The organism is Staphylococcus sp. CWZ226, from assembly GCF_018986355.1.
Lineage (GTDB): Bacteria > Bacillota > Bacilli > Staphylococcales > Staphylococcaceae > Staphylococcus > Staphylococcus simulans.
Window position 1 is genome coordinate 79,235 of record NZ_JAHMSB010000002.1, and the last position, 15,291, is coordinate 94,525.

Sequence of the window (15,291 nt, forward strand, 5' to 3'; positions counted from 1 at the left end):
ATCTTTAAATGGAAAGAGGCAATTACATGGATATTATTATTATTGGCGGATTTCTAGGCGGCGGTAAGACAACCACTTTAAATCATTTAATTAAAGCTGCACTTCAACAAGAGTTGCAACCTGCTGTGATTATGAATGATTTCGGTCAAGCCAGTGTCGACAGTCAACTGGTTGAAGGTTCAGTACCGATGGACGAAATTATTGAAGGCTGTATCTGTTGTGCGATGAAAGCAGATGTATCAATACAATTACATCAGATTTATTTAGATTATCAGCCAGATGTAGTTTTTGTGGAATGTAGCGGTATTGCGCATACACAGTCAGTGATAGATGCCTGTTTGACGCCTGTGCTTGCACCTATTTCTACTATCCGCAGTGTGATCGGTGTAGTAGATGCGACATTATATCAACGTGTTGAAAGTTATCCAGGCGATATGCAAAAGCTGTATTATGATCAATTGTCGTATTGCTCACATCTCTTTATCAACAAAATCGATCGATGTGAGCCTGAAGATATTGCCCCTATCCTTTCTGATTTAACGATTCTTAATCAAGATGCAGAAATATCTGTCGGCAGTTTTGGTCAATTTGAAACGAGCACAGTCTTTTCTAATGAAGTACAAGTTAAAGCAGAAACTATACCTCAAGCTTGTGACTTAGGTCATGCACATTCTGGTATCGGTCATCGTTATTTTGCGTTTAAACATTCGGTTAAACTTGAAGATTTAGTTAAATGGTTTGAAACTTTACCTCAATCGACATATCGCGCAAAAGGCTTTATACAACTTGCAGAACATCCTCAATTACAATTAGTACAATATGCTGAAGGTCAATTGGAAATAGAACCGATAGATTTACAAAATCAGACAGAACAATATCTTGTAGTTATCGGCAATCAATTAGATAAAATCAAAGTGCCACAGTTTTAAAACGTCACGCTATTCACATCGAATAGCGTGTTTTTTTATTTTAAAGTTAAGGATATCTTAATAGAAATCGGGTAGGCGAAAAATAGAACAAAATATTTAGACAAAACTGTTGATATATTAAATATATGTGGTATACTAAGTATACAAATAAAAATTGGAGGTTTGTTTTATGACTAAATTTACTTTTGACGCAGCACATTCATCTGTAGCTTTCCAAGTGAAACACTTAATGGTTTCTAAAGTGAAAGGTGCATTCGATCAATTTAACGTAGAACTATCAGGTGATTTAAACGATTTCAGCACACTTAAAGGTGAAGCAACAATCGATGTAAAATCAATCAACACTAACCAAGAAGACAGAGACGACCACTTACGCACAAATGATTTCTTCGCAGCGGATGAGCACCCAGAAATCAAATTCGTAATCAAAGAAGCTTCTGAAGACAAAGTAACAGGAGACTTAACAATCAAAGGCGAAACACATGAAGAAACTTTCGATGTTGACTTTGAAGGCGTAAGTAAAAACCCATTAAACGATACTAACGTAGCTGGATTCACAGTTTCAGGTAAAGTTGACCGTGAAAAATACGGTATGACATTCAACCAAACATTAGAAACTGGCGGCGTATTAATCGGTAAAGACGTTAAATTCGAAGCTGACGTAGAATTTATCGTAGAAGACTAATCTTTTCCTACTCACTGGAATATGGCGGAATGCTGTATTCCAGTTTTTTATGCGCATTTTTTGCTTTTGAAATGGTATGATATGCCTGTTATTTGGGAAAGGATTATCAAGACATTCAAATCAACATTAAAGGAAGTGTAAATGTGACAGTCACAAGAGAAGGTAATGAAATTATCGGCAAGCGTACATTTGATGCGCCGATACAACAGGTATTCAATGCTTATACTACAAAAGAAAAATTTGAACAATGGTTCTTTCCTAAAGGCGGGGAGATACAAGTCTTTGAATTTAATCCAAAAGCAGGTGGAAAGAATTTCTTTAAAATAACGATGCCAGACGCTCAAAGTTATACTGTACAACACTATGAAATGATAGAAGCTCCACACAAAATTATTTATCGTGATTATTTCGCAGATGAAAAAGGTCATGTGGATACAAAGATGCATGGTATGCGTGTGGAAATCTATTTAACATCACAAGGAACTCATCAGACAGAAGTACGTTCTGTGTCAGTGATGCCTTCAGAAGAAGCAGCGAAACAACTGATGGAAATGGGTGTCGAACAAGGTATGGAGAGTACATTGGATCAGTTAGAAGAACTCCTGAAACAGTGATAGGGGATTCCCCGATTTCTGCGCTAAGTGATATTCAATCTCATTTGAAAGTGCTAAACTATAATTGTTAACACAAAAGAGGTGAGATGAATGAACGAGCGTTACGTAAAAGTTGTGATTCTTTACGTTATCAGTACATTACTTCCATCCTTAATTTTCCCATCAAAATGCGTTTCAAATAGCGGATTGAAATGGACATTAAGAACAATCGCAGGCTGTGGTATCTTCTCAGCTGGCTTAAAATGGATGGTTAAACGTAAAACACAAAAACAAGCTAAATAATTGATATGGAAATACTGGAGCGTTTTTGTTCCAGTATTTTTTCTTTTCTAATTTCCCATAATTTCAAAGAAACATTTACATAATTTTAAAATTGATTGGTCTGAACAGATTATTTAAATATTAGATATAGGAAAATTTAAATAAAGGGTAGGCATCGGCTTAAATTAATAATATACTAGATACATCTTGATTAGATTATGGGAGGGAAAGTTTTTTATGGTTATGCAAAATCATAAAACGGTTGAAGATACATATACTTCACGCGAAACGATGGATAGCGTAGTCAGTTCATCACAAATGAAATCAGTAATGTTAAGCAAAACCCCTGCACGTTACTTTTTAAAATCTATGATGTCAGGTTTCTTATTATCAATTGTGGCAGTATTTATGCTTGCGATGAAAACACAACACACTGGTTTAAATGAAGGAACAATCAACTTTATCGGAGCTGTTTCATTCAGTTTAGCCTTAGTATTAATTGTATTAACGAATTCAGAACTTTTGACGAGTAACTTTATGTATATGACTGCTGGTGCGTATTATAAATCAGTACCAATCGGTAAAATCTTATGGCTGTTTTTCGTATGTTTCCTAGGAAACATTGTCGGAGGCTTTGTGTTATTCGGTTTAATGAAATTCACAAGCGTTATGACTCCAGAAATGGTTAAAGCGTTGACAGGTATTGTCGATAAGAAAACAATCCTTGGCACTTGGGATGGTATTTTAGTGAAAGCCATCTTCGCAAACTTCTTTATCAATATCGGTATTTACGTATCTATGCAGTTTAAAGACGGCTTATCAAAAGGCTTCTTTATCGCATGTGGTGTTGTAGTCTTCGTATTCATGGGCTATGAACACGTTGTTTACAACGCTAACTTATTCTCAGGTATGATGTTCTACAATATCGGCGCATTAGCTTGGTTAGATGTCTTAAAAAATATTGTTTTCGCATTTATCGGAAACTATATCGGCGGCGGTATTTTCGTAGGTCTGCTTTATGCATTCTTTAACGGAAAACGTAATCACTACTTAGATCAACAAAAATAATAAAAGAATATGCAGCAGATGATGTAATGTTTTTTAATTTTTTATGTTTTCACATATAAATAGTTGAATACGTCAGGGAATCCCCTCAAGATAGAGCTAAGGGGATTCCCTATTTTTATATTAATTATGTGAATGCATTCACATTAATTCAAAATTTAAGGTACAATGCAATTAAAGGGGGGAAATGCATATGACACAAACCATTGTCGTTATGCATGGAATGAGACGTGGCAAACAAAATCAATTATTGATGGAGGAGCTTGACAGTGTTGCACAACAAATAGAAGGCACATTTGATGTTGCGTTTATCGAGAGTGATGAACTTTCATTACCTCAGGTAATACGTAAACATTTATGGGAGGGTGAAACTTCCTTTGTGATTGTGCCGCTTTTATTATTTTCTGGCAGACATTACTTACAAGATTTGCCTGAAGTGATGCGTCAGATGCAACTGATGTTTCCAAGTATTACGTATGAAATACGTCAGCCCCTTTGCGACCATCCAAGTTTAACTAAATGGATCAATCAACGTATCGAAGCATGGCCAGATGCACATACACCTGGTTCCGCAATTGTTTTGATTGGGCACGGCAGTCCGATTGTGACAGAGCCTGATGCTGAAATCGATGATATTGCGACACGAATCACTACAGATTTACCGGTCTACACCATGATGTTTTATGGGGATAAACAATTTGAGGGGTTACTCCCTGAAATAAAAGAGGATTATGACCAAATCTATGTGATTCCAATTTTCTTTTATGATGGTTTCTTGGTCAATAAGATTAAGAAAAAAATCGAGAAAATAAAAGGAGAATCCAATATTACAATCGCTTCAGCGTTGAATTTTGAACCGGAGTTAGATGAGATGTTAATTGATAGATTGAATCAGAAAGAGGCGGTTTGATATGTATCCTATACAACTGGATTTGTCAAAGAAACATGCAGTATTAGTCGGCGGAGGCAGAATCGGATACCGTAAGTTTAAACAACTGGCAAAAGCCAATTGCGGAGATGTTACAGTTATTTCCAAATCTTTTTTGCCAGAATTTTTTGAAGAGTCTTACCCCAATATGAAATTAATCACAAAAGACTATGCGAAGGAAGATATTGAAAACGCAGATGTCGTGATTATCGCAACAGACTCACCAGAAATCAACGATCAGATCAAGAAAGATACTAAACCGACACAGTTGGTTAACCATACAGGGGATAAAGAACGATCTGACTTTTTTAATATGAAAGAATTTGAGTTTGAAGATTTATCCATCAGTGTCCGTTCAAATGGCGGAGATTATAAAAAAGCGAAACATGTGGCACAAGCGATTCAACAATTTTTAGCTGAAGAATACGGGAGGGAATAAGGATGCCAAAAACTAAGTTAGTCATGATCGGTAACGGTATGGCCGGCGTCAGAACAATTGAAGAGATTTTAGAGAGAGACAAAGATAAATATGAAATCACAATTATAGGGAAAGAACCTTATCCAAACTATAACCGCATTATGTTATCAAACATTTTACAAAAGAAAATGTCGGTTGATGAAACAATCATGAACCCTTACTCATGGTATGAGGAAAATAACATTTCACTTATTACAGGAGAACGTGCAACACGCGTTAATCGTGAACAAAAATTAGTGGAAACTGAATCAGGACAAGAGATTCCATATGATATTTGTATCTTTGCGACAGGTTCAAATGCGTTTGTCTTACCGATTCCAGGTCATGAATTACCAAGTGTAATCGGATGGCGTACGATTGAAGACACAGAACGTATGATTGAAATTGCGCAAACGAAAAAAGAAGCAATCGTTATCGGTGGCGGCTTGCTTGGTTTGGAATGTGCAAGAGGTTTACTTGACCAAGGTATGAACGTTACTGTTGTTCACTTAGCTGAATGGTTAATGGAAATGCAGTTAGACCGTCAAGCAGGTGAAATGTTACGTGAAGACTTAGAAAAACAAGGCATGCGCTTTGAATTAGGTGCGAATACAAAAGAAATTCTAGGTGAAAACGACGTTGAAGGTATCCGTTTAGCAGACGGCAGAGAATTACCAGCTGACTTAGTTGTTATGGCTGTTGGTATTCGTCCATTCGTTCAAGAAGCGAAAGACTCTGGTCTAGATGTAGAACGCGGTATTGTTGTGGATGACTTCATGCGTACAAGTGATGAAAACATTTACGCAGTAGGTGAATGTGCGCAACATAACGGCAAAGTTTATGGTTTAGTCGCTCCTTTATATGAACAAGGTAAAGTATTAGCTGACTACTTAACTGACCGTGATACAGACGGCTATAAAGGTTCAACAACATTCACATCATTGAAAGTATCAGGCTGTGACTTATACAGTGCGGGTCAAATTCAAGAAGATGAAGAAGTTGAAGGTGTTGAAATCTACAACAGTCAAGATCATATCTATAAAAAAATCTTCTTAAAAGGTGAACGTGTTGTAGGTGCGGTATTATACGGTGATACAGATGATGGTACACGTTTCTTCAATATGATGAAAAAACGTGAATCTATCGAAGACTACACATTAGTTTCATTATTAAGCAAAGCTGGCGAAGAAGAAGGTTTATCTGTTGCGGACATGGATAATGAAGAAACAATCTGTGGCTGTAATGGTGTAACTAAAGGTACAATCGTCAATGCGATTGTAGAAGAAGGTTTAACATCTGTTGCGGAAGTGACTAAAGCTACAAAAGCAGGTAACTCTTGTGGTAAATGTAAACCGCAAATCGGTGAATTATTAGAACATACATTAGGCGGCGCGTTTGTCGCATCAAGACCTGCTGGTATTTGTGAGTGTACAGATTTAACACGTGATCAAATCGTGACTCAAATCCGTGCTAAAGGTCTGAAAACATCTAAAGAAGTACGTAATGTGCTTGGATGGAAAACTGAAGGCGGTTGTCCTAAGTGCCGTCCAGCAGTCAACTACTACTTAAATATGATTTATCCAAATGAACACGAAGATGAAAAAGCATCTCGTTTCGCAAACGAACGTTACCACGCAAACATCCAAAATGACGGTACATTCTCAGTTATCCCACAAATGCGTGGTGGTGTGACTAACCCTGATCAATTAATCCGTTTAGGTGAAGTTGCGAAGAAATATGATGTACCTCTAGTTAAAGTAACAGGTTCACAACGTATTGGCTTATATGGCATTAAGAAAGAAGACTTACCGAAAGTATGGAAAGATTTAGGCATGCGTTCAGCATCAGCATACGCGAAGAAAACACGTTCTGTTAAGAGCTGTGTTGGTAAAGAATTCTGTCGTTTCGGTACACAATATACAACACGTCTTGGTATCCGCTTAGAGAAAACATTCGAATATATCGATACACCGCACAAATTCAAAATGGGTGTATCTGGTTGTCCAAGAAGCTGTGTAGAATCAGGCGTAAAAGACTTCGGTGTTATCGGTGTAGAAAATGGATTCCAAATCTATGTCGGCGGAAACGGCGGTACTGAAGTTGTGAAAGGTCAATTCTTAACTACAGTAGAAACTGAAGATGATGTAATCAAACTATGCGGCGCGTACATGCAGTATTACCGTGAAACAGGTATTTATACTGAACGTACAGCACCTTGGTTAGAAAGAATGGGCTTCGATGTGGTTAAAGAATATGTCTTAAACCCTGAAAACCAAGATGCATTATATGAACGTATCATGGAAGCAAAACGTGCAGTTGAACAAGAGCCATGGTCTGAAATTGTAAATGATCGCGAAGATCAAAAAATCTTTGAAGTAGAGAAGGTGTAAGTATGCATACGTTAGAAAAAATTAAAGTAGCGGCGTTAGATGACTTAACACCCTTAATCGGTAAAAAAGTCATTGTGAAAGATAAACAAATTGGATTGTTCTTAACAGAAGACGGTACAATTCATGCGATTAATAATGTGTGTCCGCATAAACAAGGACCATTATCTGAAGGGACAGTAGCAGGTCATACTGTATTCTGTCCGCTTCACGACTCTCAAATCGACCTAAAAACGGGTCTTGTCCAAGACCCTGATGAAGGTTGCGTTGAGGTCTATACAGTAGAAGTTGAAGATGGAGATGTGTATTTATGGCTGTAAGCACGACCGGGCATGTGTACTTGGTCGGTGCTGGGCCAGGGAATCCTAATTTATTGACACGTAAAGCAGAACATTTAATCCGTACTGCGGATATTGTCCTTTACGATCGATTAGTTAATCCCTTTATCTTGCAACTCGCACCTCCTGGTATTGAAATTGTCGATGTAGGTAAAAAGCCGTACAGCCGACATATTCAACAAGGTGAAATCAATGACATCATTGTAGATTCAGCATACAAACATCAAAGGGTCGTTCGTCTAAAGGGAGGCGACCCTGCGATTTTTGGGCGTGTACAAGAAGAAGTGGAAACTTTAAAAGCACATGATATTCCTTGTGAAATTGTTCCGGGGATAACGACAGCCAGTGCAGCATCAGCTGTTTTAGGTATTGGTTTAACAAGTCGTAACGTCTCTAAGAGTGTGACATTCACAACTGGAAGCTTTAAAGATTCAAAAGAAGAAGAAATTGATATTGCTTCATTGATTGATGGCGGAACTTTAGCTATTTACATGGGTATCAAGCGTCTTCATAAGATTATTGAACAAATTTATCGACAAGTCGGCAAAGACTACCCGATTTGTGCCATTTTCAACGTTTCTTATGCGAATCAAGTGATTATTCGTGGACATCTGTCTACGATTGAAGAAGATGTACGAGATACTGCACCTGAAGATGCACCAGGTATTTTACTAGTCGGAGATGCGATGGGCTTAACAGAAGGTGCCACATATATTGAGTCTGATCACTTGCCTGAGTATTTCGGTAAACAATGTATCGTTACAGGTGAGAGAGAAGCGGCTATTGAAAAAGCATTTGAAATTTATGATGCTGGCGGTTGGGCCATGATTGATCCGAATAGCGGAGACACTTATCATCAAAGTCAATTAGATTTAATCTACCGCTTTATGCAGATGGATGACATTACAGAAATTGTGAAAGCATAGAAAAATATCTTAAGTATAAGCAGTGCCACTTACTAAGAGGGTGCTGCTTTTTTGTGTTGTTCAAAAACATAGGGAATCCCCTCTAGGTTATAGGTGAATCCCTAATACATCTTACATAATAGAAATCGTACAATAAGAGTAAGTTGAAAAAATAGTAAACAGTATTTACGAAGTTAACAGCCTAGTGAGCAAAGTAATTGAGATGAGAGGATGTTAGAGATGGCAAAATTTGGATTAAACTTCTTTAAGCCGACTGAAAAATTTAATGGTAATTGGTCTGTTTTACAAGATAAAAGTAGAGAATGGGAAAAAATGTATCGTGAACGTTGGAGTCACGATAAAGTAGTCAGAACAACTCATGGGGTGAACTGTACAGGTTCATGTTCTTGGAAAGTATTCGTCAAAAACGGTGTCATTACTTGGGAGAACCAACAAATCGACTACCCAAGCTGCGGTCCAGACATGCCGGAATTCGAACCGCGTGGATGTCCTCGTGGTGCTTCATTCTCTTGGTATGAATACAGCCCGCTTCGCGTACGCTACCCATACATCAGAGGGAAATTATGGGAACTTTGGACAACAGCATTAGAAGAAAATGAAGGTAATATGATTAAAGCTTGGGCTTCTATCGTTGAAGACAAAGAAAAAGCAGATATTTATAAAAGTGCACGTGGTAAAGGTGGACACATCCGTGTCGCATGGAAAGATGTTTTACAACTGATTGCAGCACAACTTCTTTACACAATCAAAAAAGACGGTCCTGACCGTATCGCAGGCTTCACACCGATTCCAGCGATGTCAATGATCAGTTATGCATCAGGTGCACGTTTCATCAACCTATTAGGTGGAGAAATGTTAAGTTTCTATGATTGGTATGCCGATTTACCACCAGCGTCACCGCAAATCTGGGGTGAACAAACAGACGTACCTGAATCAAGTGACTGGTACAACTCAAGCTACATCATTATGTGGGGTTCAAACGTACCGTTAACACGTACACCAGATGCTCACTTTATGACAGAAGTTCGTTATAAAGGAACAAAAGTGGTTTCAGTTGCACCTGACTATGCTGAAAACGTGAAATTCGCTGACAACTGGTTAGCACCAAACCCTGGTTCAGACGCAGCGATTGCACAAGGTATGACACACGTTATCTTGCAAAAATATTACGTAGATGAACCTTCTGAAATGTTCGTTAACTACGCTAAACAATATACAGATATGCCATTCTTAATCATGTTCGATAAACATGAAGATGGCTTCAAAGCAGGTCGTTTCTTACGTGCAAGCGACTTAGGTATGGAATCTGAAAACAACGAATGGAAACCTGTTGTATTTGATAAAGAATCAAGTCAAATTATCGTACCTAACGGCACAATGGGTCAACGTTGGGAAGAAGGCAAGCAATGGAACTTGAAACTTGAAAATGAAGATGGTTCTAAAATCGATCCAGCGTTAACAGTAGCTGACGATGAACACGAAATTAAAATTATGAAATTCCCTTACTTCGATAACGCTGGCAACAGCATTTTCGAACGTCCGATTGCAGCACGTAAAGTAACATTAGCAAACGGCGAAACAACATATGTGGCGACTGTTTTCGATTTAATGACAAGTCAATACGGTGTACGTCGTTTCGGACATGAATTAGAAGCAAAAGGTTATGACGATGCGGATACAGAATACACACCAGCATGGCAAGAAAAAGTAACAGGTGTGAAACAAAAAGTAGTCACTCAAGTTGCTGAAGAGTTTGCCCAAAACGCAATTGATACAGGTGGCCGCTCAATGATTATCATGGGTGCAGGTATCAACCACTGGTTCAACTCAGACACAATTTATCGTGCAGTCTTAAACTTAGTTATGCTGTGCGGTTGTCAAGGTGTAAACGGCGGCGGCTGGGCACACTATGTAGGACAAGAAAAATGTCGTCCGATTGAAGGCTGGAGCACAATTGCCTTCGCGAAAGACTGGCAAGGCCCGCCACGTTTACAAAATGGTACAAGCTGGTTCTACTTCACAACAGACCAATGGAAATATGAAGAGTCTGGTGTCGATAAATTAGCATCACCATTAGCAGAAAATATTAAACACCAACATCCAGCTGACTATAACGTAACAGCTGCACGTTTAGGATGGTTACCGTCTTATCCGCAGTTCGATACAAACAGCTTGAAGTTCGGTGAAGAAGCAAGGGATGCTGGAGAGTTCAACAACGAAGCAATTTTAAAACGTGCTGTTGACTCTGTAAAAAATCGCGAAACGAAATTTGCGATTGAAGATCCGGATTTACGTAAGAACCATCCGAAATCATTATTTATCTGGCGTTCAAACTTATTATCAAGTTCAGCAAAAGGACAAGAGTACTTCATGAAACATATGTTAGGAACAAGTTCTGGATTACTTGCTGAAGCAAACGAAACAGATAAACCTGAAGAAATGATTTGGCGTGATGAAGTACAAGGTAAATTAGACTTGATTGTCGCATTAGATTTCCGTATGACTTCAACACCATTAAAAGCAGATATCGTCTTACCAGCTGCAACTTGGTATGAAAAACACGACTTATCATCAACAGATATGCACCCATTCGTTCACCCATTCAATCCAGCGATTGACCCATTATGGGAATCACGTTCAGACTGGGATATCTTCAAATCATTAAGTAAGACATTCTCTGATTTAGCGAAAGTGCATATGCCAGGTACATTCAAAGATGTGGTGACTTCACCATTAGCGCATGACTCTAAACAAGAGATTGCGACACCTTACGGTAAAGTTAAAGACTGGACAAAAGGCGAAGTTGAAGCGATTCCTGGTAAAACAATGCCTGGCTTCTCAGTTGTAGACCGTAACTATACAGAAATCTATGACAAATTCATTTCTGTCGGACCTTTACTAGAAAATGCGAAGTTAGGTGCGCACGGTGTCAGCTTCCCAGTTAAAAAACAATACGAAGAAGCTAAAGATATCGTTGGTACATGGAATGACGATACAGTGAAAAACGGCTTGCCACGTATTGATACAGCAAGACGTGCAGCAGATGTCATCTTAAATATTTCATCAGCAACAAACGGTGAATTATCTCAAGCGTCATATAAAGACTTAGAAGATAAAACAGGTATGCCTTTAACAGATATTTCCAGTGACCGCAGTGCTGAAAAGATTACATTCTTAAACATTACATCACAACCACGTGAAGTAATTCCGACTGCAGTATTCTCTGGTTCAAATAAAGGTAAGAAACGTTATTCACCATTCACAACAAACATTGAACGTTTAGTACCGTTCAGAACATTGACTGGACGTCAAAGTTACTATTTAGATCATGAAATCTTCCAGCAATTCGGTGAAAGCTTACCGGTTTATAAACCGACATTACCACCGATGGTCTTCGGTACAAAAGATAAGAAAGTCATAGGCGGTCAAGATAACTTAGTCTTAAGATATTTAACACCGCATGGTAAATGGAATATTCACTCAACATACCAAGATAACCAACACATGTTGACGTTATTCCGTGGTGGTCCGGTTGTTTGGATTTCTAAAGAAGATGCAGAAGCACACGATATTAACGATAACGATTGGTTAGAAGTATATAACCGTAACGGTGTTGTTACAGCAAGAGCCGTTACATCACACAGAATGCCGAAAGGAACAATGTTTATGTACCACGCACAAGATAAACATATCCAAACACCGGGTTCTGAAATTACAGGAATGCGCGGCGGTTCACATAATGCACCGACTCGTATTCACTTGAAACCTACGCAAGTAGTTGGGGGCTATGCCCAAATCAGCTATAGCTTTAACTATTATGGTCCAATTGGTAACCAAAGAGATGTTTATGTAGCAGTGAGAAAGATGAAGGAGGTAGATTGGCTTGAAGATTAAAGCACAAGTAGCCATGGTATTGAACTTAGACAAATGTATCGGGTGTCACACATGTAGTGTCACTTGTAAGAACACTTGGACAAACCGTCCGGGTGCAGAATATATTTGGTTTAATAACGTAGAAACGAAACCAGGTGTCGGTTATCCGAAACGCTGGGAAGACCAAGAGAAATATAAAGGTGGATGGACACTGAACAAGAAAGGCAAATTAGACCTTAAAGCGGGCAGCCGCTGGTCTAAGATTGCTTTCGGTAAAATCTTCTACAACCCAGATATGCCAGTCATTAAAGATTACTACGAGCCTTGGACTTACAACTACGAACATCTGACAACTGCAAAAGCAGGCAAACATTCTCCAGTTGCGACTGCACACTCAGTCATTTCTGGTGACAAAATGGATTTACATTGGGGTCCTAACTGGGAAGATGACTTAGCAGGCGGACACGTAACTGGGCCAGAAGATCCGAACATCCAACGTATTGAAGAAAAAATCCAATTCGACTTTGACCAAACATTCATGATGTATTTACCACGTTTATGTGAACACTGCTTAAACCCAAGCTGTGTAGCATCATGTCCATCAGGTGCAATGTACAAACGTGACGAAGATGGTATCGTGCTTGTTGACCAAGAAGCTTGTCGTGGATGGCGTTACTGTATGACAGGATGCCCATACAAAAAAGTTTACTTCAACTGGAAAACTAACAAAGCTGAAAAATGTACTTTCTGTTTCCCACGTGTTGAAGCTGGTTTACCAACAGTATGTTCAGAAACTTGTACTGGCCGTATGCGTTATTTAGGTGTATTACTGTATGACGCTGACCGTGTACATGAAGTTGCATCAACTGAAAATGAACAAGATTTATACGAAAAACAATGTGATTTATTCTTAAATCCATATGATGAAGAAGTTATTGAACAAGCGTTAAAAGACGGCGTATCAATGGAATGGATCGAAGCTGCACAAAACTCACCAGTTTATAAATTGGCAATCGAGTACAAACTAGCTTTCCCATTACACCCTGAATACCGTACATTACCAATGGTTTGGTATTGCCCACCATTAAGCCCAATCATGAACTACTTCGAAGGTAAAGATTCAATCAAGAACCCAGATGCAATCTTCCCTGCAATTGAAGAAATGCGTTTACCGATTGAATACCTTGCAAGCTTATTGACTGCTGGTGATACAAAAGCAGTTAAAGAAGCGTTGCAACGTATGGCAATGATGAGAAGTTACATGCGTGCACAAGTGACAGGTAAAGACTTCGATTTAGATCGTTTAGACCGTCTTGGTTTAACAGAACGTCAAACTAAAGATATGTATCGTCTATTAGCGATTGCGAAATATGAAGATCGTTTCGTAATCCCAACATCTCACAAAGAACAATATATGGACACTTACGCTGCACAAGGCAGTCAAGGTTATGAATTCAGCGATAACACAATCGGCGGAAGCGGTTGTGACGGCTGTGGCGCACCAGTAGCAATGAAACCGGGACAAACTGGACAAGAAGCTTATAACGAAAGCTTCTATGGAGGGATTTTCCGTGATTAACCTGAATAACTTTTATAAATATCAAGAGTCAATCGGTTATTTTGCGCAACAATTGAACTTTCCAGAAAAGTTAACTTTCCATCCTAAGACATTTGAAGATGTTTTCGATAGTCACCATCCAGCATATGCTGAGATGGTGGAATATCGTGAACGTATTCTAAGTTATCCGTTGACTGAAATTAAACAACTGTATACAGATACATTTGATTTTAATAAAGAAGCACCGCTGTATATGACTTACAATAAATTTGATACGCAGAAAGAACGCGGACAAATGTTAGCGAAACTCAAAGTACTCTATGAAATGTTCGGACTCGATATGGTCGATAATGAACTTTCAGACTTCTTACCGTTAATGCTTGAATTCTTATACGCTGCACAATGGCAAAACGATGATCGTGCAGAAGGCAATATCGAATTCATTATTATGGTAATTGAAGATGGAACATTTGCGATGCTGAATCAATTAAGAGAAATGGATAGTCCGTATGCACCTTTAATTAAAGGCTTAAGAGAAACACTCAAATTATGTTTACAACCAAGTGAAGAGGTGACACCGCATGCTTAATCAATTTTTGTGGGTCATATACCCATATTTATGTATCGCTATTTTTATTCTCGGTCATATTGCCCGCTTTAGATATGACCAATTCTCTTGGACAGCAAAGTCCAGTGAATTTATTGAAAAGAAACGTTTGAAATGGGGCAGTTTATTATTCCACTTAGGGATTATCCCGGTAGCAATCGGACACTTTGTGGGTTTAGTAATCCCGCCATCATGGATCAGCGCAATGGGAGTCAGCCATGAGATGTACCATTTCGGGGCTGTATATATCGGTAGTATTTTTGGTATAATAACATTAATTGGAATGTTTTTATTAACGTCACGCCGTGTATCAGTTAAGAATATCAGACATCTTAGTTCTGCATCAGATATGGTTGTAAACTTTTTCTTGTTGATTCTTGTATTTATGGGGTGCTATGCAACGTTAGTAACAAATGCGGTTATGCCAGATTTTGATTATAGATCATCAATTTCTGTATGGTTCAGACAATTATTCACATTTGGACCAGATGCAAATTTAATGACAGATGTGCCATGGTCATTTAAACTTCATGTATTACTTGGTTTTGGTATCTTTGCGTTATGGCCATTCACAAGATTGGTTCATGTGTGGAGTGTACCATTGACTTATGCGAGCAGAAGTTACATTATTTACCGCAGAAACAAAGTCAAACATAGATAGGA

14 protein-coding genes are annotated in these 15,291 nt (G+C 38.5%); all 14 read left to right on the forward strand.

Translation table 11 applies throughout. From position 1 onward, the window contains the following. The first annotated feature begins 26 nt into the window (after positions 1 to 26). Positions 27 to 929, forward strand: a complete 903-nt coding sequence (locus KRR19_RS02035) for a CobW family GTP-binding protein (protein ID WP_156666766.1) — start codon at positions 27 to 29, stop codon at positions 927 to 929. A gap of 169 nt (positions 930 to 1,098) precedes the next feature. After that, a complete protein-coding gene (locus KRR19_RS02040) occupies positions 1,099 to 1,614 on the forward strand; it encodes a YceI family protein (RefSeq protein ID WP_156666767.1) in 516 nt (171 codons plus the stop codon). 143 nt (positions 1,615 to 1,757) lie between these two features. After that, positions 1,758 to 2,228, forward strand: coding sequence for an SRPBCC family protein (locus KRR19_RS02045; RefSeq protein ID WP_060803604.1), 471 nt, complete (start codon positions 1,758 to 1,760; stop codon positions 2,226 to 2,228). A gap of 90 nt (positions 2,229 to 2,318) precedes the next feature. After that, complete coding sequence (locus KRR19_RS02050; RefSeq protein ID WP_002479739.1) at positions 2,319 to 2,510, forward strand: hypothetical protein; 192 nt, start codon at positions 2,319 to 2,321, stop codon at positions 2,508 to 2,510. 216 nt (positions 2,511 to 2,726) lie between these two features. Further along, positions 2,727 to 3,557, forward strand: a complete 831-nt coding sequence (locus KRR19_RS02055; RefSeq protein ID WP_002479738.1) for a formate/nitrite transporter family protein — start codon at positions 2,727 to 2,729, stop codon at positions 3,555 to 3,557. 190 nt (positions 3,558 to 3,747) lie between these two features. Continuing rightward, positions 3,748 to 4,464: a sirohydrochlorin chelatase gene (locus tag KRR19_RS02060; protein ID WP_002479737.1), complete on the forward strand. Its 717-nt coding sequence runs from the start codon at positions 3,748 to 3,750 to the stop codon at positions 4,462 to 4,464. A 1-nt stretch (position 4,465) separates the two neighbouring features. Beyond that, positions 4,466 to 4,921, forward strand: coding sequence for a precorrin-2 dehydrogenase/sirohydrochlorin ferrochelatase family protein (locus tag KRR19_RS02065; protein ID WP_002479736.1), 456 nt, complete (start codon positions 4,466 to 4,468; stop codon positions 4,919 to 4,921). A gap of 2 nt (positions 4,922 to 4,923) precedes the next feature. Beyond that, complete coding sequence (gene nirB / locus KRR19_RS02070) at positions 4,924 to 7,329, forward strand: nitrite reductase large subunit NirB (protein WP_105976042.1); 2,406 nt, start codon at positions 4,924 to 4,926, stop codon at positions 7,327 to 7,329. 2 nt (positions 7,330 to 7,331) lie between these two features. Continuing rightward, a complete protein-coding gene (nirD, locus tag KRR19_RS02075; protein ID WP_002479734.1) occupies positions 7,332 to 7,646 on the forward strand; it encodes a nitrite reductase small subunit NirD in 315 nt (104 codons plus the stop codon). Then, entirely contained in the window at positions 7,637 to 8,590 is a 954-nt protein-coding gene (gene cobA, locus KRR19_RS02080; protein WP_023015067.1) for a uroporphyrinogen-III C-methyltransferase, read from the forward strand. Before nirD ends, cobA begins: the two co-directional genes overlap by 10 nt. A gap of 219 nt (positions 8,591 to 8,809) precedes the next feature. Next, positions 8,810 to 12,484 (forward strand): nitrate reductase subunit alpha, encoded by a 3,675-nt coding sequence (locus tag KRR19_RS02085; RefSeq protein WP_207021211.1) that lies wholly within the window; start codon positions 8,810 to 8,812, stop codon positions 12,482 to 12,484. Then, positions 12,474 to 14,042 (forward strand): nitrate reductase subunit beta, encoded by a 1,569-nt coding sequence (gene narH, locus KRR19_RS02090; RefSeq protein WP_002479731.1) that lies wholly within the window; start codon positions 12,474 to 12,476, stop codon positions 14,040 to 14,042. Before KRR19_RS02085 ends, narH begins: the two co-directional genes overlap by 11 nt. Beyond that, complete coding sequence (locus tag KRR19_RS02095; RefSeq protein ID WP_002479730.1) at positions 14,035 to 14,610, forward strand: nitrate reductase molybdenum cofactor assembly chaperone; 576 nt, start codon at positions 14,035 to 14,037, stop codon at positions 14,608 to 14,610. The genes narH and KRR19_RS02095 overlap by 8 nt, the downstream gene beginning before the upstream one ends. Further along, positions 14,603 to 15,289: a respiratory nitrate reductase subunit gamma gene (gene narI, locus KRR19_RS02100; protein WP_002479729.1), complete on the forward strand. Its 687-nt coding sequence runs from the start codon at positions 14,603 to 14,605 to the stop codon at positions 15,287 to 15,289. The genes KRR19_RS02095 and narI overlap by 8 nt, the downstream gene beginning before the upstream one ends. Positions 15,290 to 15,291 lie beyond the last annotated feature (2 nt).